Annotated in this window: 20 protein-coding genes and 1 pseudogene; 11 read left to right on the plus strand and 10 right to left on the minus strand. The window is 45.4% G+C overall.

The features are described 5' to 3' along the window. Positions 1–658 precede the first annotated feature (658 nt). Together RIC07_RS09045 and RIC07_RS09050 are read left to right on the plus strand one after the other, a co-directional pair. Positions 659–1,342, plus strand: coding sequence for a hypothetical protein (locus tag RIC07_RS09045; protein WP_446394222.1), 684 nt, complete (start codon positions 659–661; stop codon positions 1,340–1,342). Between the two features lie 48 nt (positions 1,343–1,390). Continuing rightward, on the plus strand, positions 1,391–1,573 hold the full coding sequence (locus RIC07_RS09050) for a hypothetical protein (protein WP_446394223.1): 183 nt from the start codon (positions 1,391–1,393) through the stop codon (positions 1,571–1,573). Between the two features lie 212 nt (positions 1,574–1,785). Here the strand turns inward: RIC07_RS09050 and RIC07_RS09055 are convergent, their stop codons facing one another. Next, on the minus strand, positions 1,786–2,136 hold the full coding sequence (locus tag RIC07_RS09055; protein ID WP_446394224.1) for a hypothetical protein: 351 nt from the start codon (positions 2,134–2,136) through the stop codon (positions 1,786–1,788). A 354-nt stretch (positions 2,137–2,490) separates the two neighbouring features. Between RIC07_RS09055 and RIC07_RS09060 the strand changes: the two genes are divergently transcribed. The 6 genes from RIC07_RS09060 (at position 2,491) to RIC07_RS09085 (ending at position 7,537) form a co-directional block, all read left to right on the plus strand. Further along, positions 2,491–2,937, plus strand: a complete 447-nt coding sequence (locus tag RIC07_RS09060) for a hypothetical protein (protein ID WP_446394225.1) — start codon at positions 2,491–2,493, stop codon at positions 2,935–2,937. Next, positions 2,930–3,682: a hypothetical protein gene (locus tag RIC07_RS09065; protein ID WP_446394226.1), complete on the plus strand. Its 753-nt coding sequence runs from the start codon at positions 2,930–2,932 to the stop codon at positions 3,680–3,682. The genes RIC07_RS09060 and RIC07_RS09065 overlap by 8 nt, the downstream gene beginning before the upstream one ends. Before the next feature lie 265 nt (positions 3,683–3,947). Continuing rightward, entirely contained in the window at positions 3,948–4,241 is a 294-nt protein-coding gene (locus tag RIC07_RS09070; protein WP_446394227.1) for a hypothetical protein, read from the plus strand. Between the two features lie 176 nt (positions 4,242–4,417). After that, positions 4,418–5,095 (plus strand): hypothetical protein, encoded by a 678-nt coding sequence (locus RIC07_RS09075; protein WP_446394228.1) that lies wholly within the window; start codon positions 4,418–4,420, stop codon positions 5,093–5,095. Between the two features lie 263 nt (positions 5,096–5,358). Beyond that, positions 5,359–5,934, plus strand: a complete 576-nt coding sequence (locus RIC07_RS09080) for a hypothetical protein (protein WP_446394229.1) — start codon at positions 5,359–5,361, stop codon at positions 5,932–5,934. Between the two features lie 130 nt (positions 5,935–6,064). Continuing rightward, positions 6,065–7,537, plus strand: a complete 1,473-nt coding sequence (locus tag RIC07_RS09085) for a hypothetical protein (RefSeq protein ID WP_446394230.1) — start codon at positions 6,065–6,067, stop codon at positions 7,535–7,537. A gap of 111 nt (positions 7,538–7,648) precedes the next feature. Here RIC07_RS09085 and RIC07_RS09090 read toward each other — a convergent pair whose 3' ends face one another. Further along, complete coding sequence (locus RIC07_RS09090; RefSeq protein ID WP_446357926.1) at positions 7,649–7,840, minus strand: hypothetical protein; 192 nt, start codon at positions 7,838–7,840, stop codon at positions 7,649–7,651. A gap of 728 nt (positions 7,841–8,568) precedes the next feature. Beyond that, positions 8,569–9,333 (minus strand): hypothetical protein, encoded by a 765-nt coding sequence (locus RIC07_RS09095; protein ID WP_446394231.1) that lies wholly within the window; start codon positions 9,331–9,333, stop codon positions 8,569–8,571. Positions 9,334–9,919: 586 nt separating this feature from the next. On the opposite strand from RIC07_RS09095, the gene RIC07_RS09100 reads away from it, so the two are divergent. The 3 genes and pseudogenes from RIC07_RS09100 to RIC07_RS09110 all read left to right on the plus strand — a co-directional run bounded on the left by RIC07_RS09100 (position 9,920) and on the right by RIC07_RS09110 (position 12,326). Beyond that, positions 9,920–10,435 carry a hypothetical protein gene (locus tag RIC07_RS09100; RefSeq protein WP_446394232.1) on the plus strand — a complete coding sequence of 172 codons (516 nt, stop codon included), beginning with the start codon at positions 9,920–9,922 and terminating at the stop codon, positions 10,433–10,435. 320 nt (positions 10,436–10,755) lie between these two features. Continuing rightward, positions 10,756–11,142: pseudogene (locus RIC07_RS09105) on the plus strand (YrrC family ATP-dependent DNA helicase); the annotation flags it as partial. A gap of 449 nt (positions 11,143–11,591) precedes the next feature. Beyond that, a complete protein-coding gene (locus RIC07_RS09110; RefSeq protein WP_446394233.1) occupies positions 11,592–12,326 on the plus strand; it encodes a pentapeptide repeat-containing protein in 735 nt (244 codons plus the stop codon). A 173-nt stretch (positions 12,327–12,499) separates the two neighbouring features. On the opposite strand, the gene RIC07_RS09115 is transcribed toward RIC07_RS09110, so the two are convergent. The 7 genes from RIC07_RS09115 to cas10 all read right to left on the minus strand — a co-directional run bounded on the left by RIC07_RS09115 (position 12,500) and on the right by cas10 (position 21,308). Beyond that, positions 12,500–12,664 (minus strand): hypothetical protein, encoded by a 165-nt coding sequence (locus RIC07_RS09115; protein ID WP_446394234.1) that lies wholly within the window; start codon positions 12,662–12,664, stop codon positions 12,500–12,502. A gap of 889 nt (positions 12,665–13,553) precedes the next feature. Further along, positions 13,554–14,357 carry a CRISPR system precrRNA processing endoribonuclease RAMP protein Cas6 gene (gene cas6 / locus RIC07_RS09120; RefSeq protein WP_446394235.1) on the minus strand — a complete coding sequence of 268 codons (804 nt, stop codon included), beginning with the start codon at positions 14,355–14,357 and terminating at the stop codon, positions 13,554–13,556. Between the two features lie 2 nt (positions 14,358–14,359). Then, positions 14,360–15,652, minus strand: a complete 1,293-nt coding sequence (gene csm5 / locus RIC07_RS09125; protein WP_446394236.1) for a type III-A CRISPR-associated RAMP protein Csm5 — start codon at positions 15,650–15,652, stop codon at positions 14,360–14,362. 154 nt (positions 15,653–15,806) lie between these two features. Continuing rightward, the gene (gene csm4, locus RIC07_RS09130) at positions 15,807–16,868 is read right to left on the minus strand and encodes a type III-A CRISPR-associated RAMP protein Csm4 (RefSeq protein WP_446394237.1); all 1,062 of its coding nucleotides are present in this window, start codon (positions 16,866–16,868) and stop codon (positions 15,807–15,809) included. A 108-nt stretch (positions 16,869–16,976) separates the two neighbouring features. Then, positions 16,977–17,945 carry a type III-A CRISPR-associated RAMP protein Csm3 gene (gene csm3, locus RIC07_RS09135; protein ID WP_446394238.1) on the minus strand — a complete coding sequence of 323 codons (969 nt, stop codon included), beginning with the start codon at positions 17,943–17,945 and terminating at the stop codon, positions 16,977–16,979. Positions 17,946–17,947: 2 nt separating this feature from the next. Next, a complete protein-coding gene (gene csm2 / locus RIC07_RS09140) occupies positions 17,948–18,457 on the minus strand; it encodes a type III-A CRISPR-associated protein Csm2 (RefSeq protein WP_446394239.1) in 510 nt (169 codons plus the stop codon). A gap of 469 nt (positions 18,458–18,926) precedes the next feature. Then, complete coding sequence (gene cas10, locus RIC07_RS09145; protein WP_446394240.1) at positions 18,927–21,308, minus strand: type III-A CRISPR-associated protein Cas10/Csm1; 2,382 nt, start codon at positions 21,306–21,308, stop codon at positions 18,927–18,929. Positions 21,309–21,606 lie beyond the last annotated feature (298 nt).

Consider the following 21,606-nt stretch of genomic DNA (forward strand, 5'->3'; position numbering starts at 1 on the left):
ACGTTCCTATCAAGACATATTACTCAAAGCCAACCGAACCACAAAAATTTTGTCGGGATTGGGATTAATCTTAATGGCTGGATGGTTAGTGATTGTATTTGGGGTAAGAGCGATTTGATTGAATAATCGGGTGGCGATGAAAGGAGCAGAGCAGGAAGCTGGAAATCTAACGCCCCTGCGGAGCCAGCTTTGAACGCTTCCTCTTTCCACACCTCACCAATGGATGCCATTAATTCAAGCTGAGAGCCTGCACCGTTTAGGCGTAAATATAGGGGTGTAAAGGCTGACCTAGCTTTATTGTCAAGAACTGTTTTTTAAAGATTATGTGAAGATTAAGTTCCAGATCAATAGATGACTTCAGTATAAAATTCTATTATAAATTGGACGTGTTTGCGTTGTTTCAGGGATTCTATTTTATAAAGAAAAGTAAATCAAAGTTTGAAGTGATTTTGCTGTATTTGTGGGGTTGGTTTAAAATCAAGCCATTCAGGATAATATTACAGTTATTTAACATTAAACGAGTAGTTACATAGATAATTATGTCCATGAAGTAACTTAATGAATTTTTGATGAAGATCAGTTTAGCTTCACCATATCAGAAGCGGAAATGAGTATATTTACTTAAAGAGTCGTCTTTTGGGGATGAGTGAGCAAAAGTATGATGACTACCTCAGCATTGTTCAAGCAATTATCTATCGCTACAGTTGAAACCTCATTGCTGACATTGGCAGCAGTTGGTGTAGGACAAGCAGCAACTATCGATACAACGCTTACCTGGGATGGAGGTGGATATTTCTTCTGTTCGGATTGTTACTATGGTCAGGTGTTTACTGTACCGACATCTGACAACATCCTTGATTCCTTTACTTTTTTTATAAGTAGCTTATGGGACACTAATGTTTACTTTAAAGCGCAAATAGCGCCTTGGGATGGTAACACTTTCCAATCAGGTAGTGCTTTATATACGAGCGAAACCGTATCAAATGAGGGATTTCCTTCGTATAATGCCACTCCTTCTAATTATGGAACTGTAACTTTTACTCCTCCGGGAGGACTTCCTTTAATCGCCGATAATCAATATGTGGCATATCTAAGCTCAGAGCCGGGAGATGGAACCGGAGCAATCGGTCATAATTACAAGGACTCTTATTTCGGAGGATATACCCTGTTTGGTCATCCCCCAGACGGATGGTACAGTGCTGGTGTAACTGCCGATTATGCATTCAAAGCTTCTTTCTCTGCCCCTGAGTCTATCCCTGAACCCTCATTGACCATAGGGATGTTGACACTGGGAATTTTAGGTACAGGTTCACTGTTCAACCGTAAATCTAAAATAAGCTAGTTGAGCCTTGGAGAGTTCAAACTAGTAGTTTTGAGAGTTTGTAACCTTTTGGAAACCTCCCTCAGCTTGGATTTCAGGGAGGTTATTCTCCTGGGGAAGTTTACACTCATCGCCATCTTGGGAGCGATCGCACGCTTCTCATCCATTCCGTTTACTCCCTTCATTTTGGCGAATTTTGAGGGAGTAACCGCCTTGCATCGATTTACACCTTCTAAAAAAGCGATAATTTAAACCCCTCCCCTAAATTTTTAATATATTGCCGTTGAGTTATCATTAACGCCGCAAATCCCACCCAAAATCCCTGTTGCCATTTCCACGATAAATCAGGGGTTTTAGCCAGAAAATTCCCGCGATCGCCTGCCCAATACTACCTCCTGGCGTTCACTCTTCCACCCGCTTTATCACTCAATCCTCATAAAAAAATAAAACCCCATCTCAAACCATTACTCCTCAGCCCCTTTCTCCTGACTCTCCTTGAGACGGTGCAGAAAATCCTCATCCATATCCAGGATATAGGCGATTCGCACCAAATCCACCTCAGTGGGCGTATCCCCAGCCGCTAACTCATCCACCCTGGATGGATTCATCCGCTGCTGGAGAATCTCCCGATTCTGTTGGGCAACTTCTGTAATCGACTTGGGGGCTTGTCGCTGCAACTCCAACTCCTGCAACCGTTCCATCACCAGCATCCTGACTTTTTTAGATAAAGATAACTCCTTCCACCAAACGTCAGTACGGGCGGATTCAACTCGTTCTCTCAAATCAGACAGGTCAATGGGTACGCGGTCAGCCATGACCAAAGTTTACACGACCTTGATTCCCTCTGGTCTAGTCTGAATTGTGTGAATCAAACTAACTTTTTTGACTCATAGTGATTCAAATGAATCACTTGTGCTATTCTACAGTCAGAACCAATGCGTTCATGCACAACCCCAGAAGCGCTCAACCCAAGAGTGCCAAAGGGTTACAGCGTTGTGCTACATCCACTCTCGGAAAATCCCTCACCCCCTGCGGGATGTCCGCACCTGCATAGTGGGGATGCGGTATTTCCCTAAGCGCTTAAACCGCTTCAGGACTAGCGACTGCGTTGTGTTTTGTAGCATTCTTTGAACTCGCTTAACCGCATTTATAGGAGGTCAACTAAATGCATGAGTAACCAAATTAGTGAAGCACGACTCGCCTACGAAATCATCATGGGACGAGTCTCTGATTCCCACTGGTATCGGGTCAAGAAACTCCTGAAAAAACACCGTTTAGACATTTCCGTCAAAAATGTCCAATTCTTCGCCAATATCCGCCAACTCATTCCCCGTTCCGCCATTGGTGTAGACGGAATCCTCGATTGCTATCAAAAAGTTGAGGATATATTAGGCAAATCCAACCGAGTCTTTAGAGGGTCAGATGTGGTAGAACTGCTGCGAAGCTACGGAATCAAACCCCATCAAACCACAATCTCTCGCTGGTTTAAACCCTTGGGCGGTTATCGCAAAAACAAACAGTATTCCCCGGAAAAACTTAAAAGCGTATTTGTTTCCGCTTTCTTGTACAAAGCCCACACATCCGTTGGGCTACCTGAGGACATGAATCATGGATAAATATATCAAACGCATTCAAACCCGAGTCCGTCGTCAAGGACGAAAAGTCACCAAACAGGATTGTCGTGACGTTTATCAACAGGTGGTTAATACTTTAGAGTCCCCCACAGACACAGAAATCAATACCGTTGTTGAGACATTATTACAGGAGAACCATCCAATTTCATCCCCCGAAACCCTGGACATTACCCCCGAAACTCATCCCGACATTTGGCAAACTCTATCACCACCCAACCCCGAATCTGCACGAATATCATACTTAGGTGGAGACAAGGCAGAGGACAGAGGGCAGAAGGCAGAAGGGAAGGAAGAAGGGAATAATAATTGTGTAGGCGAACTTGGTATAACCTCCCAGGAGGAACATCAACCCATTCAACAATTATCTCAACCCGGAAACATCGCCCAATCAGATATTCAAAACTTGGTGTCCCAAACCTTCGCCAACCAACCCCAGGAGGTCAAAGACCAAATTACCACATTCGCCGCACAACACTCCTTTGAAAATATCCGCCAGGTGCAGGATTTCCTCGACCAACTGCGGAGTATGGAATTTAGCCTATTAGTTAAAACCTTGCAAGACCATTTCAGTCGGCGCGGGATGATGCTTAATACGCTGAATGATTTACTCTTAAACCAACAAGAAAAAGACCAACAGGAACGAGAGCGTTTTTTCCATCAATCCCAGAACCTCCTGATGACATTTCAACAGGAGATAGAAACCCGACTCAGCCGGGATGGATTGTAACCGTTGACCCTTCGACTTACCTCGACTTCGCTCGGTACAAGTCGCTCAGGGTCAAGAAATCAGTCAGGAAAAAACCCCTAACCCTGTTTATCCCCAACGGGTTAATTAATGGTGTCATGTTTATCACCGCCACTTGGTTACTATTTAGCCTATTTATGGGTGTCCTTAACCAGCTAGAACAGGATAGAACTGAACGCTGGAATCAACCCATCAACCACTCAAATCCCCTAGAACTTAACTCGGACATCAATAGAGGACGTTTACCATGCAAACCCCCAAAGACGAATTGCAAATAGCCAGAGCCATGATTGAGGATTTACGAGACATGAATCAAGTTTTAACCCGTCAGAATCGCCAATTATATGACGAAATCAGAAATAACAATCGCCATCCATTAGCCATCGCCCTTTCTATAGCCATCCGAGTTATCTTCGTCTCCTCCTTCTTAGGCGTTTTAGCCGCTTTCATTCGACCCCAGCAACTTCCCAATGTATTGATATTAGGCGGCTGGTTAGGTGCGGCGGTATATTTTATCAACGACGATGGCTACTTATTCTAAGTGATACCGAATCCGCTTTTTTAGCTTCGGTATTTCCCCCTTCTGCCATCTGCCCTCTGCCCTCTGCCTTAAAAAACCTTCTGCCATCTGCCCTCTGCCTTCTGCCTTATCTTTCCCCTTCTGCCCTCTGCCCTCTGCCCTCTGCCTTAAAAACGCCTTCTGCCTTCAATAAAACCATGAGTCAATCCAAAATCAAAAACCACGTCACCAAAAAAGCCCGACGCATTTCCGGCATTCTCAAAGGCAAATACGGCTTCAGCTTAGACACCGTAGACAAAGCCTTGCAAGGCGACAGAACCGCCCTCAAAACCCTGGGAGAATCCGCCCGTCAGGGACAACAAATTTTAGAACTGATGCCCCTCTTAAAAGACGCTTGTCTCACCATTCAAAAAGGCACCGAAGAATACAACAAAAGCATCGCCGACATCCTAGAGGGAGGGGCAACCTCTGCCATCAATATCGATAAAGCCCGGATGAAAGCGATACTTGCCAATCAGAAATATGGACATCAACGCAAAGAACTCGCCGCTGAATTTGCCACCGCCAAAACCGCCGAAACCACTCGCCATGACTACGCCATCAATTATATCCAGTTGAAGGCATACATTGACCAATACTTACAAACGACTGATAATAATGCCAAACTCTTAGAGCAAACCAACCGTCCCGAATTCAAGCAACTCGATGAAGACAATCGCTATAACTCCGCCGTAGCCAAACATCTTATCCAACACGGCGACAATGCCCGAATTGACCTGATTCCCAAACGAGATTATGTCCCCCAAGATAATCAGAATAAAGATACAGGAATCTGGGGAGCCATTAATAAATTTCGGGCGGCTTTAGGATTCTAATTGGTTTAAGTTTTATAACGGTCAGGGACGGGTTAATCAACTAGGGAAGATTTCTCCAAACTTATACCAAGTTGCAGTCTAACGTAGAATTTGTCATGCTGAGCGAAGTCCTGAGCGAAGCGAAGGAACAGTAGCGAAGCATCTGTCCAGATTCTTCGCTTCGCTCAGAATGACATGATAGAACGCAACTTGGTATTAGGGGTTTCTCTAATTAGTTGTCTCCTGTTCCCTATTGCCTGTTCCCTGTTGCCTTTCCCCCCATCATGCTATCAGACTTTGATGAAATTTTCCCCAACGAAGACATCCCAGAACCCTCGCCAGACGACTTCGACAAACAATTTATCGAAGACTATATCCAAACCCAAAAAGCCCGAATAGAAACCCGGAAACTGATTCAAGAGATACTATTCTTTGCCTCTTGTCAAGTCGCCAGTGCATCCCTAGCCATTCTCTTATTTCAATATGCGGTTCAAGTCGTGTTCACCGCCTGGTTATGTCTGTTTATCGCTTGGATTCCGTCTCTTTCCAACCTGGGTGAGGTGAATCTACAAAAGACAGAAGAAGGCTGGACGTTACAGATTATGAATAAGCCAATTATCACCCTAATTAAATTTATCTCCAGTGTAGGAATCGTCACCGTTACGATTTACTCCATCGCCGACGAACTCGACGAAACCGCCAAACAGATTACCGCTGTCTATAACGAAATTCAGCAATATGAACAGCCCAAAATTGACCAGTTCCTTCCTCCCTACTTCTGGCAGGTGATTCTCGCGGCTGTAGCGATTGTCCTACTGGCTAATTGTATCAAAACCGCCCGCGATCGCAATCCTTTTTAAGGGGTCATTGGTCATTTGTCCTTTGTAAGAGGGCGGGTTTAGTGTAGAGACGTGCCATGGCGCGTCTCTACTACAAGGGGTTACGTCCGAAAGGTTATCGGTAAAACCCGCCCCTACAATTCTACATATTATGCCACAAAAATACCTAGAACTTCAAGAACAACAAATCGTCCAGCGCCTGAGACGCAACACCTTAGCCGCTGGCTTTTGTACCCTAACTGGCTTTACCTTACTGATTCCCGCCTTCTCCGTTGAAGGAACAAAATTTGATTATCAGACCTTTTGTTTTCAACCCAAAATCGTTTACTCCACAGACCATCACTATTGTACAGGAAGCAAAATTCGTCGGGGAATTGCCTGGAGAGTCGCCCTCGAAGGAGCCAACAATCAGGAATTTAAAGACAAAGTAACCCTACTCAAATTTTTACCCGCCCAGAATCCCCATGCTGGACTCTACGGCTTAGGGAGTGCCGCCTTCTTTAGTGCCGCTTTCTTACTCTTTAGCCACGGAACCGAGCAACTTGAAGCCAATCTAGATTTAGTCGTGGGTAATAAAAAAGCCTTAATTCAAGAACGCAGTTTAGAACAAATGAAACATCTATCAATCCAAACCTTAAAAACCCAACAGGAAGAAGGCTTTATCAAAGAAGCCATGAACCGCGACCACGGAACTGAACTCTATGAATTAATGTCTGATGGGGAGAAGAAACTCGCCGCTGAGGAAGCCAATCAAGCTAAACAATTAACCGATGCTGACTTTGAACTTAAAAAAGCCACACTGAACGCTCAAACTGCCGAACAGCTTGAACAGGAAGTCAAGCATCGCATCGAGGTCAACAAACTTAGAAAATCCTCGGATGTCACAGAGTCCAATCAAGCCCAACTCGAATTAATGTTAAAGGAACACGAGGACAGTTGGTTATGGACATTAGCCAAAGGAAAAATGCCGATAATTATTTATGGCAAACAGGGAGCCTATAAAAGTTATACCGCCGCAAGTCTTGCCCTATTAAAATCTCATTTTCAAAGAGCAAAGCTTTATAGTATCAGTGACCCCCACGCCCATCAAAATAAAGATACCGCCTGGAAGGAATTAATCCCATCAGAACCCGATATAAAAGGGAGTCATGAAAACTGGGAAGACTACGGAGAATCCATTGATAATGCCAAAGAACGCTGGTCAATGCGAACCTTAAACGATGACCCAATTATTTCCATCTGGGACGAACTCACCACCATGGGGATGGAAATACCCGATAAATCTATCATCCTCATGCCCAAAGTGATTTCCGCCCCCAGGAAGGCAAATGAAAATGTTATCTGTATCACTCATTCCCTAACCAATGCGGGATTAGGAGGAGTCGAGGGAATGAGTGAAGCGATTAAAGAGGGAACAATACGACTGAAGTTAAAAGCCAATGGATTCCAGCAGCCTCTATTCAAAGGAGAGTTATCGGGATGGACAGATAATGAAGGAAACGATATTAATGATAAGCCTGTCACCTTACCCCCGTGGTTTCGACCTGATAAACTGGTTCAGATGATTCAGAGGGAATGGGGAATAGGGAATAGGCAACAGGCAATAGCAAAGAATGACAAATGACCAATGAACTGGTATTCTATTTTCCCACAAGTCCCTAACCGTGTGGGGTAGATGCACCTGCTCAGGAATTTCACTTCGGAGTGAGATCCCTACCTCTCAATTAAAAAGGCATTATTCCTCCTTACACACCTGCACGAAGCGGGTTAGTGATCGGAAAAGTAACCAAACCAACGCTAAGGCGACGAGGGGGCTTCCATGCTCCGCTAGCGTCTTAACTAGGGCGGTGTCTATTGGACAAAAGGAAGCTGGGATGGTGGAAATTTCCGTCATCGTTTCGGTGGTGGTTGTTGTGGTGTTCTCCATAATTTTGAACTCCAATACTAATGAAGTGATTGTCAAGCTGCCAACTTGATAATTCTAATTATAATAATTTCCGATATAAAACATGACCCGTTGACTGGTTTTTTGGGTCATTTACCAATCAATTATGGGTCAATTTTGGACAAAATTTATTAATAATTACTGACCTGATTTAGGTTTTAATCTATATTGGAGATTTAACTTAGTTGCAACCAGCTCCAGTCATAAATTGAGAGAGTCCAGTTAATTGACAGTCTTTGGAGCTTGCTATAGCCTGTTGCGCTGGTCTAGTTACACTTTGTTTGTACGAACATCTCATCTGGACTCAGCTTCAGGTACGGGAGTTGTAAATACACGCCTAGCGACCTGCTATAACTTTCGGCTAGTTTATTAGGGAAAGAGGGGCGTCAATCTTCGGAGCTTAATACTTCAGACTCTTTAAAGTTGGCAGCTTGACTAAGTACTGGAGTTAAACACCGAAATAATTTGTTTGTTTTTGAGACTGACTAACCCCTCTATATCTTTATGTTAACATATATTAATACTTTTGTACTGCAGTAGAGCTTGGGAAAGTAATTGTTGTTTGTTTTTACGGGGTATTCCCTGTTTACCAAGGTTTACATCACTCGCTTCGTGCAACTTGAATGCTCATTATACTTCTCCATAAGTTAGGATTTTTTCCAAACAAAGAGGTTTAGATAGGAAGCATCCTGTTTTGGACAAAGCATTACCTAAAGTAACCCAATTGCAAGGGTTTCAGCCCTATTCAAAGAGCAAATGCGCCAAATTGAGATGCTCCCTTTAGATACCATTTTAAAGAGGTCTATTCGCTCATGCGGAATAGGCGGCGCTTTGCCTGGAGGAACAGCACAGATTTTATGAATAGCTGATGCTCCAAATGTAGTTGTTAATAGCTTCGTAATAGTGGCTAAGAAGCTTATTACTCTAATCATTTCTCTAAGTAGGTATATGTTAAGAGTAAAAAGATGTTTAAGGTGAGTGTTCGTCTCTCTATCACCAGCCGACTGATTATCGAGCCAATAACTGCCTATTGCTACCACCATCGCACTCAAATCAGAATTTACTATCAACGCAGGCGCTGATTTAGTGTTCACGGTTTCCGTAAGGTTGATTGGCGGTTTATACTTCTGTACCTTTACCGACGTTTCGTATTGGAAAAAGTCAGGATTGAGTATTTCATTGGGGTCATATTTCCCTTTCATCTCAAAATCCAGAAACGCCGGGAGTAAGACAAGTTGATCAAAGGGAATGTCTTGGGTGTGGAGAGGAAATAGCGCTTGCCACCCATCAATTTGATGTTTGAGATCTGAGATAATGCTGTTCATTGCACGATAATAATTGTCCTTTTTAAAAGGCTGTTTCAGCACAGCTTTAAGTATGGCTTCTTCGCTGGATGCGGTTGGATGCATACAGTTGAACACACTTTGCCAGTTCCCTATAATTGGCATGAATTTAAACATAATCGTACTAATCATCGTACTCCTGAAACTTCTGATATATCTTATGAGTCTTATGAGATATATGGAATATCGAAATAATGTAGTCCAACCGTAAAATAGACGTGATGGATTAGATCCCGCATTTCTCACAAGTTTTGCTATCTGAGTCGTCGAAACCTTTATCTGGAGTAGGTTTCGAGCATTTTTGACTGATCCGGAATTTTGACAGAGTGTTGAAAGCCTTATTCTACAGTTAATCCAGGTTGTATGAGCCTTTGGGCAATTGTGGTGAGAAATCCGGGTAGATGTATGTGTCATTCCGACTCCTATATCAATCTCCTATATCAATGTAGCTTAATATCTGAGTTTTGTCATAACAAAAACAACTATATTTGGGTCAGTTTATGGTTAATTTTTGAGTGTATGGGTCAAATTTGGGTCATTTATGGTCAGATAACTCTTAACTTCGGCGCATTGAAAAAGCCTAAGTTTTGCTTCGCTATAAAAAATCATTGCTAAACTATTTATTAAAGGTTGGCAGCCTTGACTAAATCCTGAAAATACTGGAAAACACAAAAAAATGACCAAATCGAAGAGTCCCTACAAGCTCTCGAAGGAGAGCATGTCTATCGTTGAGAAAGCTAGAATTATGAAGGGTTGGAATCGAACTGATCAAGAATGGGCGCGAACGGCTAGAGTCTCGCGGTCAACGCTGAAGCGTTTTCTGAGCGGACAGTCACTAACTGTTGATTGCTTCAGATCTCTCTGTGAGGCTCTCGGATTAGATGAGTGGCAAAATCTAGTTGCTTGGGAAGATAACGACAGTACCAGGGTTGCTCAGAAGCAGTCTGAAAATCCTCCGGCACAACCGGAGCCAGCAGAACCCAAACGTACTCTCCTGGTAACTGGCTTTTTCAATGAGAGCCAAAAAGCGCGGATAGAAATTTTGCTAGAAGGTCTAAAAAAGACTCTATTGGAGGCTGATATCATCATCGATCCTACACATCAACCCAAACGTACTCTCCTGGTGACTGGCTTTTTCAATGAGAGCCAAAAAGCGCGGATAGAAATTTTGCTAGAAGGTCTAAAAAAGACTCTATTGGAAGCTGATATCATCATCATCGATCCTACACATTAACCCACACGAGCTAATTTATCTGATCGTGTTAATTCAGACTGCAACTGTTCCGATTGCAGTTCTTAGGCAGAAAAGCTAGCAGTTCTGGATGCTTTCCCCTGCCGAACAGCTTGAACAGGAAATCAAGCATCGCATCGAGGTAGAGAAACTCCGCCAATCCTCAGATGTCAAAGAATCCCATCTACCCCAACTCGAACTAATGTGAAAGAACACATCGCACTTAAATTTAGGCACATACACTTACCCCCATTTTCCTTGCTATCATCTCGCTAAGATCTAAGATGAGGATAAACTGTATTCACGGCTACGATTAACCCTTCTTGTCCACCTCATCCTCTCCACCAATCAAAGCAACTCCCCACTACGAAACTCTGACAGGCGTGGTGGAACGATTAACCTATCATTCCGCTGAATCCGGCTATACTGTCGCCCGTTTACAACGCCCCAAAGCCAAAGAACTAACCACCATTGTTGGCAGTTTCGCCAATATTCAACCTGGACAAACCTTGCTACTAACCGGATTTTGGCGGGATCATCCTCAGTATGGTACTCAGTTTCAAGTCACCCAATACAAAGAAACCAAACCCGCCACCTTAACGGGAATTGAAAAATATCTGGGAAGTGGACTCATCAAAGGCGTTGGACCAGTTACCGCTAAACGGATTGTCGCCCATTTTGGACTCGATACCCTAGATGTTATCGAAAATCACTCTCTTCCCGAAGGCTTTCGTTACCAAACCCTGGTATGAAGCCACTTTTGATCAATCTGATCAAAAGTTCAATCCGGCGATCGCATCCCTCCTGTTCCCCCGGAAAATGTCGAGAGAGGCCCGTTTACTTTAGAGTGAATGGGTTAGTTAAGCGTGCATAAAGATTAGAGCATTCCCGCTCTCCGGGAATTAATAATGTGTTCAGTATTGAGGGAGTATAAAGAATGCGGGAGCGATCCAAGCAGTGGCAGCGAAAGATAAGGAGCAACAAGTGGTGGGTGATTGGAGCGATCGCGACTCCAGCCCTTATTGGGATGGTGTGGTGGCTGTGGTTACTCTCCGAGAGTAGACTTCAGCCGGATGGCGATCGCCTATCCCACAACGAGAACACGACCCAAGATCACCCACACCGTGAAACCCTCATCAGCGGTATGGGGGCGATTGTGATGGTTGCCGGTGGAGTCTTCCTGTTGCTCAATTTTCGCAGGGCTAACAGAAATACAAAAACAGCCGACCTCAGCCGTGCAGAACTCTGCGGTGCCGACCTCATCAATGCCGACCTCAGCGGTGCCGACCTCAGTGGTGCCGACCTCAGTGGTGCCAATCTCAGCCGTGCCGACCTCAGTGGTGCCGACCTCAGCGGTGCCGACCTCATCAATGCCAATCTCAGCCGTGCAGAGTTCTGCGGTGCCGACCTGATCAATGCCAATCTCAGTGGTGCCGACCTCAGTGGTGCCAACCTCAGCGGTGCTGACCTTATCAATGCCAATCTCAGTGGTGCCAACCTCAGCGGTGCCAACCTCAGATATGCCAACCTCAGCGGTGTCAACCTCAGATATGCCAACCTCAGTGCTGCCAACCTCAAATATGCTAATCTCAGCGATGCCGACCTCAACTGTACCTTACTCAGCGATGCCAACCTCAGCGATGCTAACCTCAGTGGTGCCTTGCTATTTTTTGTAAATTCACGCGAAGTTCAGAATCTTGAACCGCTTCAACTACACGCGCAACATAAGCCTTTTTTATGTAATGTCGCACTGCCTTCCTACTTCTATCAACGAAAAGTGAATCCCAATCGCGACTGCGATCGCATTCCCCAACTTTTGAGCGATCGCTACAATATTTCACTCGAAGAGGCTCAAGGGATAGTCAATGAAGCTCGACAACACCGATGGGACTAACAAAAACTGGTACAATCGGACCAATTTATTAAAGAGCAAGACTTCCGGCGATTGTACATAAGTACAGCGGCGGCTCGACTGAGCGGGAGCCGAACGTCTAAAAAATCGCGCCAAGCCGCACGGTGAAGCAGTGCAAGATTTTTTGGCTCTTTGAACTTCAGTCTAAAGTCCAGTCAGTTAGACACCTTGACAGGGCTGGAGCGATCGCACTCCCTCCCAAACCAATCAAACCCCCAACCAGACAGCGTTTCAGGTTTCGGGTAAGGTAGCGATCGCGCGATTTCCCCTGACAGCGTTTCTTTCTCTCCTGGCTGATAACTTGCAGGTGATAGCTTCAAGCCCTGGCGCTATTGTAATCCTTGCCAGCTAGGAGTTTTACTGGGGGAAGATTCAGTGATTGACTCGCGATCGCCCTCGGATTTTTCACGAGTTATCACTTTTGAGTAATCTTTCCCCGGTAACGGCTACTTTTAACCACGAAACAACGGTTTAACAACACTTTCAGCCTTTTCAGTCCAGCGTCATACCAGGGCATCGCGTCGCCTGGTTTATCGCTTTGGGATTATTGAGATTTATAAGTTTTGCTTGGGTAGATTTCCCGCGATCGCCGAATTTCTCGATAATTTGTTCTTATGTCACTGTGACAACAATTTGATATTGGGTCTGCTTACTGCTTGTTAGTTTTTTGACAGTCCTTTCCCAAAAACAATTGCAAAAGGAAATGCAAAGTTTCCATCCCCTCTCGGGGAAGTGTGTTTGGAAAGCAAAAAATTTCCAAATTGCGAGTGCTGCTGGACTGTTGTTTCCGTCCCCTTTCGGGGAAGTGTGTTTGGAAAGTTAGTGGTAAAATGCAGGAGGAGGAGCAAATCTCACGTTTCCGTCCCCTTTCGGGGAAGTGTGTTTGGAAAGAGTTCGTTCAGGAGACCTTACGGGGACTGGGTTTCAGCCGTCGAATCGACACACCTTTTTTGATTCTCAATTAATGGGTACTTATTGACAAAAATTTCAGGATTCCATCGCTCAAAACCCTTACCCAGAGCGCTATCGACACACCTCAACGGAAAAATAGGGATTTCAGCCATTGGGCGAGGTGTGTAGATACGCTGAATTAACGTATTTCACTATGCAGTTTTCTAGGTTCTGCCGTTAACCGCCTTATTATACTACTGTTGATGTAGTTTTTCAATCACTCCTTGAGACCAGACTTTAGATTAAATCTATAGGTTTTCAGACAGGTGACGATAGCGGATGCCTGCCCTTGCCTGCTTTGTATCCACACTTAAGAAACATTTGCCCCATACCCAATCGCGTCTTCACCCCAGTCCCCGCAAACCGACCATAATGAACCAACAAACTCGCCACATTTGCCAACAGGGGATCAGTCCCCTTCAAAACCTGTAACCTGACATCGCCAACAAACCCATTCACATAGCCGCGTTGCAACTGAAGCGATCGCGTTTTAATCTGGTGACGCTGAACCATGACATAATCACTCAAATAACCAATTAACTCATCCCTTCCCAAATAAACCGGGGCAAAATGATTCCAGCGTTCCAACCAACTGCGAAACATCAAAACGGGTAGAGGAAACGGTAAATAAAGCCGTTGCTGGGCAAAAGCCGTGGGCGTGGTAAACTCCAACTCAAACCGCCGCATCGGTTCCGGTTCGTTTGCCACAAAATTAGTATAAAGCTGTTCATAACTACTCCTCTCATCCTCCCGATTCACCACCGTAAACCGCGCCCCTAGGAACTCCACAGACTCCAGACACAAAGACGCGATCGCTTTTGCCGCTTTTTCCTGTAATCCTGATAACGATAGCTGGTAAAATTCCCCCGGATAGAAACGAACAAATCCCTGACTCGGCGGCGCATATCCCACCAATCCAGCAAACGCCACTGAAGGAATCCTCTCACCCCCCAATTCCATTCCCATTTTTTGATGTAACACTTTGGCTAATTCCAACCCATAAGCGCGGGGTAAAACAGCCGTTTCATTAGTCGTTAATGTCCATGTTGAACAAATCAGCATAATTAACCTTCTGCCTTCTGAATCTTCACCCATCCCGGAACATACCGAATATCCCCTTGGGAATTCACCACCGTTCGCCGAGATTTGGGCGCTTCAAAATTCGGTGCAGCAATTCCACAAGTATCCCGAATTTGTTGCTGTACGTCTGGTGCAAATACATGATTAATCGTTGTCCCAAATAACCCACTTCCCCAGCCTAATCGCAACGTATACGGACAATCCGGTTTCCCATAGAAATTATCCCAAACCAAATCAAAATTCAACGACTTCTCCCGATGGCGATTATTTCGCAGGTTTTGCCAATACTCAACCTGTTTATCCCACTGCTGTTGGGCAAACTCCTGACAAATCTGTAGTAAATCATCAATCGTACTAAAAGGAATCTCTATTCCCTGACGATGGCGAAACCAAGACAGCATCTCCTGATCCAACGTAATCGTAAACTCCGTGCGGACATTTCGCACCATTTCCACATACAGAGGCGCTTTATACTTAGCCAGCCAGTCTGGAAAATGGCTAGACACAATCACCTCCGCCACAACTGGAGAATTAAAACCAACCTTTTTTCCCCGCTTATTCTTGCGCGTATGCTTCACCAAAGGCGACGTATCCGACACCTTAACCGCCCGTAAAATATCCCTATTTTGGATATATTTAGGATTGTACTCTTTCCCCTGATGCTGTAACGAATAATCGCCAAACCAATTATCCATAAACAACGTATCATCCACAAACTTCTGTTGCTGCTTATTCCCCAACTCCCCCTGACTCAATCGCTTGCGTAACTCCGACTCAATCGCGCTAACCCCCTGTTCAGGCGGAACCTGATGATTCAGAAAATAATTCGCGATCGCGGTTCGGATTGCCCCTTTTATTGAGGAACCAGGAATATATAATTGTCCTATCCCATTGCGAATCATCGGGCGCAGCATAGAAATCCTTTGTCCCTCATCCTGAGTCCACAGGGGGCGCACATCAGAAAGTTGCTTTAATTTCTCTTGCCAAGTATCACCAAAAGCTAGCTTAATTAAAGATGCAATACTTTCTTTCTTTTCAATCGTCGCCATATAATCTTGCAGAAACCGTCCCCCCTGTTTCAGCAACGCTTGCGCCAATGCTTCTGGATTGGGCAGATAAATAGTTGTCCCCACTTGTACATATTCAAAGGGATTCAGTTGGGAGACTTCTGATCCAATATGTAAGATAGGACTTCTCAGTTCAATCGTTTTCGATTCATAAGTCTGGGTTTTGTAGGTGTTGAAGATAGTTAAAGCTGAGGAATTAGAATGAGTCATGATATCCAATTAAGGCAGATAGAAGAAGAGAATGACGATAGTTCCCCTTCTCCCTTGAAGGGAGAAGGGGTTAGGGGATGAGGGTGAAATCTTGCGCCCTCTCTCCCCACCAGCAACAGTTCCAAAATTAACATAAACTTTACCTTTTTCCTTTTTACTTAATTGGCAAACTCAACCCAATCCCATTCCGATAAACCTGATGAGACTTAAACCTAGCAGGCGTTACATCTGCCAACTCTCCATCAGGAACAAAGGGAAAAACCGACCCTTCTATAAACATTTTCACATTTTGACGCCGCAATTGCTGTCCAGAAAAGGGAGACCCAATCCAACCGCCCCGTTCCCGGACTTCGTAGTAGGAACGATTCTCCAACTCATGCCTTAACTCCGACGCAAAACTCCCCTGCCAAAACAAACTCATTAAACAATAATAATTGCCTCCCTGAAAACTCACCACCTGCTGCCAATCTGGGGGTAAATCCGACCAACAGTCCACCTGAAACAGTCCCGCACCGCTGGAACGTTCCCCGCCAATTCCGGTTTCCGCCAATAACTGAAGCGCTGCATATAAACGATTCTCTAACTCCAGATTTTCTGCATTAAACTTGAGCAAAAAATACAACCCTGAATGATGAGGTGCTTGTTCAAACGTAACCAACCCCGTATGATAAAAATTGGTAGCCTGAGTAAGACGGTCTATCGCCACTTTCGGCAATGTTTGCTTCTGATAGATTTTCCCATATTCAAACGTTCTCGCCTCATGTAAATCCCTCTGATTCCCTCCCAGTCGGGAATTCGCCGTCTCCTCCAACTCCAGGCGATCGCCTTCTGTAAACCCTTGCCCTTGATACCAACGTTGCCAAATTTTTAGAGGTAAATACTCTAGCTTTCTGTACGCCTTCGCAAAGTTTAAATCATCCCCGGTGGGATAATTATGAGGCGGAATGAAGGGACGAGGCAAATAGTAAATTATCCTTTCCCCCCATTGCTGATAAATAAACGTCGAACTCATTCGCACCGGAGGAGATGCCCGAAACTCTGCTAACAAATCCTCCACTGCATTTGTACCAAATAAACGGACATACGCCGTAATCCAAGCACTAAATAACGTATCTGAACGCACCCGTTCCGCCGTTTCCTCTAGTCCAATTCCCACCTCACCAAAATGTACTGGGTGGCGTCCAAAATTCAGTCGTACTAACTTCCAAAGACTCATAGTAGCAAGTAAAAATTAATCCAATCTTCGGGTGCGTTAGCGAAGCGTAACGCACCAGTTGTTGACCTTGTTGTTGGGGTGGGCGCAAGGATGGTGCCCCTACTGCGTTTATTCAGGTAATTCTCCCTGAATTTGACCAGAAAGTTGACCAAACCCTCTCAACAACGCCAAAGTATCCTCAAACTCCAAAAACGGCAACCGGAAATTAATCGTCTCATCCGTCGTTACTCGACGATATTGACTTAAATTCCGCCAAAAACAGCGAAAGTTACAAAACTCCACCTTGCCATAACCACGAGACCCATGTCCGCCCAAGGCATCATCTTCTAAAATAGACAAAGCCACGGCAATATTCTGTAAATCCTCCACCCCTTGCTGAACATCTTCCACCGTATAAACCAACTCAAACTCAAACCGAGAATCTGCCGGAACCCGTTCAATTTGGCGGGGATTTGCAGCAGCCGTAACGCGGTCAATCCCGTTTTCAAATTTCCACTCGGTCATGTACAATCGGGTATCAACCCGCTGGAGTTTCTGCGCCGATTCCTCTTGTAAATGAGAATCCCGAATCATCAACCGGGCGGGATGATTTCGACCGCGTTTAACCTGGGTATATTCCACCCCATCAATCTCGCGAGTCACTACTCTTCCCTGACTTTCAACCGCCTCTAACTCTTCCTGTCGCCTCAAATTACTTTCCACCCAAAAATTAGACCCACCCGTAGACCCAAATAAGCGACTAATCGGACAGGTTCTCGCCCCTTGATAAGCAATCGGGTCACCACTGTCTACCTGGCTATAGCCATCCACCCAATCATCACTTTCATAGCGATAAGTATCCCGACTTCCTGCCCGATTCAGGGGTTTATTATAGAACCGTTCTAAAATTGAGCGCAGTTTGCCTTTAATTGAGGAACCGGGAAGATAAGGAAACTGAGTCAGGGGGTCACGGACTACTGGCTTATCTAAGCCGCCAATATCCAGGTTTTCTCCCCCTCCACCGATGTGGAGTCCTGTTTTGACAACCAGGGTACTTTGTAAGCGGAATTTACCAATTAAAGGTCTAGGTTGCAGCATGATTAATTATCTCGTCCTCCAGCAGCTTTGTGATAGGCAATAATCGATTCAATGAGTTGAACTAAGCGATGAAAATCTGGGGTATCATATACATGGTCAATAGCGACAGCGATAACATCAGCCAGGGGTTGAACTGGGCTTTTATGGCGACTTTGTTGACGGGCGGCGGCATAAGCGAGTTTGGGTTTAAGTAGGACAACTTCATCTTCGATGGTTGTAAATTTTTCCTGTTCATCTTGCGAGAGTTTGACTTTTAAGCGATTAACCGCATCCAAGAATTTGCGAATTTGATTGGTTTTTAACCCTTGGCTGACTAGATAATTTCCCAGGTTTTCCGCCTGAGTAACCAGTTGGCGAATGGTATAGTCTCGCAGTCCGTTTTTCAGGTGGCGGATGGTTTGAATCATTTCCTGGTCTGGACTGATATCAGTCTTGACGCCAGCGGGTTTCTGGATGGCGGTTGAGGGTGGGGATTTTTTCGGAGATTCGGGTCGTTTTAGCGGTTGGTTCATGGTGATTAGCTTAAGTAAATTGGAAGAAAAATGTAGGGGGGCAAGGCTTGCGCCCTTGTCAAATTAAGCGATAAACCCCTCACCCCCAGCCCCTCTCCCACTCTGGGGAGAGGGGAGTAAGAGGGAAGAAAAAAGGGAACAATCAGAGAGTTAAAAGGTAGCAAAACAGAAATAAGATTGGAACAATCAACAATCCTTGTAAAGGCGTTATCTGCTGCATCCTTTCCCCCTTCTCCCATGAAACAAAAGCGAAGCATCCTTTGTCATCCCTCCTCGCAGGGGGGAACGAGGGGGGTGGGATAAGGGGGTAGGGGATGAGGGTAAAATGCTTCAAAAATCAGCAAACAGTCACGGCTTAAATGTAACATCATAGTCTTCATTATGGGTCATTTTTGCTGGAGTCTAGTGCAGCAGTGCAGAAATAACTAACCAGTTAACAAGCTTCCTCAAAGCAGCTACATTATGTTCCTCATCGCCTTCTGCCCTCTGCCTTCGGACTTCTGCCTTTGTCTCGATTTAACGCCTCAATCCACGTTGCTATCGCCCGGAAATAGGGGGCATTATAAGGACTCTTTAACGAGACACGTATCGGCTGAAAGGTTGGCTGATTGAGAACCGATTGAGGTAATCGGGCTAAGGTATAGGCAATTTTAGGGAGATGTAAGAAATAGCGAGTATCCCACTGCTGTTTCTCTGGCTGGTCTTTCATTTCTTTGAGCATTTGTTCCTGGAGTTCGGCGGTGATTAAAAGGTGACGGACAAAACGGCGGGAATAATACTGGTCTAAATGTTGATTCAACCCGTAAACTAAGGGAAAAACTCCCCATAACGGCGGCTGTGTTTCCGGCTGCAAATACTTCCTCACCTCCGGATTAAGTTCCGCTAAATCCCCCCGCCCTAACCATTCTTCCCATTTAAACACCTGATCAAATAAACCTAAACTGCGCCGCCCATTTCCCTTGGCGGCTGTCTCCGCTTCCTTGGCTTTATCAGCGGCTTGATAGAGGGGAAACTTTGCCCCCGCCAGACTAATTCCCCCGGATAAGGTAATATCGGGATGGTGTCCGGTATAGGCACGGAAACATTGGTACACATCAAAGCCAAATTCGACGACTTCATTCCAAGTGCCACTGACAAACACATCATCACCACCCGCATAAATAAATAATAGATTCTGGCGCGGAGTTTCACTCAAGGCTTGGGCGTTGGTTAAGACAGGAACCTTGTCCCGGAGACTGAGAAAGTTCTCCTGGCGAGACTGGGCTAAACTATTCAGATACACCTTAAAGAAATAACTAATTAATCGCGACAATCCCGCCACTCGCGCTAAAGTTTGCTTCTCCCCCAGCCCCCGGGCAAAAATTTGTCCCAATCGGTCTACATCCATCTGCAAATAACCGACTCGTTGAATTCCTGGGGCAATATCTGCTAGTTCGGCGGCGGACATAAACCCAGATTCGCCTTCTTTTTGCGTCTGCTGTCCGTAGTTTCCTAAGAGTAGGGGAACTGCATTCCGATAATGGCGGAAACTATAATGGTCAATTGTCCAGTCGTTGACCAGAAATACGGTGTCTAAATTGGGGTCAATCTGTTTCCAGTTTTGCCAGTTTGGGTACAATCGATAGTCAATAGTTACGGCTTCCCGTTCCTCGGTTGCGGGTAACTGGAAGGAGAGAAGCGGCTGGGAATTAGACCCATTTGGAGGTGGCGATTCCCCCTTATCTGGGCGATGGGAACGGATAATCGCAGCCAGATGAAACAACTCGCCCCCCAATTTAAACATCTGGCGACAGGTATCGCAGGCTAAGACGGAATCGGGTTCATGGGGGTTGAGGGGGTGGAGGGTGTCTACATCATCTCGATGACATACCCGACAAGGGTCATAAGCCGGACGGGGTTGCATCAGGGCGGACAGACTCTGGGCAAATTTTCGGGATTTTTGTTGGGCTAATTTTTGAGTTACGGTTGACCAAGATTGGGCAAATTCGGCAGTTTTCACAGCTTGGGAATCAAATTCCTGACTATCCAAGGCGAGGAAGATGTTTCCTTGGAAATGGTCAAATAACCATTGATTAATCTGCTGCTGAACGTGTTGCATCCGGTGACAATTTTCCGGTGTTGAAGCGGCGATAAGGTAGAGATTCCCGCCGCCTGCATAGATAATCGTTGTGCGCGGTAATTCTAGGGTGTCTAGGAGTTGTTGGACGACTTCTTCGGTTACCAATTCCAGGTAAAAACTTCGCGCCCGTAAGGATTTTAATGCGCCATCACTGGAGATGGTATAGATAAACTTTTGAATTCCGGATAAGTCTCCGGCGATTAGCATCAGTTTCCCAGTAGCGGACGCATTAGCTAAGGCGACAGCGATAGCAGCCGTGGCGCGAGTTAAGTCAATTAAGGCGACATCCTCTTGACCCAAACTCAGATGGGAGGCAAATTTCTCTAAAATCAGCGTCAGTAAGGAGAGGTTTTGCCAGTCTGAGGGGGTAAGATGAGTGAGAACTTGGCGAATGGCGTCCTGTATCTCTCCCATCTCTGGTGGTTGCGGTTGAGGATAAGGAATCGGGGGATTAGTATCCGCGATCGCAGCCGCATTCCAGTAATATTTCCTTAGGGGACGCTGGGTTAGTTGTACCTGGTCAAACAGAACTCGCAAGGGTTTCGGGGTTTGGGATTCTTGCCAGTCCAACAGGTTAATGGCTTGCGTGACCGCGATTTGAGGGAGTTCTGCAAGGGTGACATCGGTCAATTCCAGGGGTGAATTCGTCCAGGTTGCCAAAATCCGGACGGCTTTTTGAACGATGGCGAGGGCGATTTCATGGTTTTGGGTGAGGGTGGGACTGTTTTTCACGGTGAACTGAGTTAGTGATTCCCTGTTCTTTATGGTTCCCAGTCTACTCCCTGGGTGGAAGTGGTGGTTTCCATCTAGAAGGCAGAGGGCAGAGGGCAGAAGGCAGAAGGCTTTTTTAAGGCAGAAGGCAGAGGGCAGAGGGCAGAGGGCAGATAAGTTATCTTAACAGGGGGGTTTGGGGGAGTTGTAAGACCCACGCTGTACCCTTCGACTCCGCTCAGGGTCAGCGTTGGGATACACAACTCCCCCAAGTTAATTTAGGTGACTCAACGTTACCTAAATTAACAGTTAACAGTAC

It is taken from the genome of Coleofasciculus sp. E1-EBD-02 (assembly GCF_040218245.1).
Lineage (GTDB): Bacteria > Cyanobacteriota > Cyanobacteriia > Cyanobacteriales > Coleofasciculaceae > Coleofasciculus.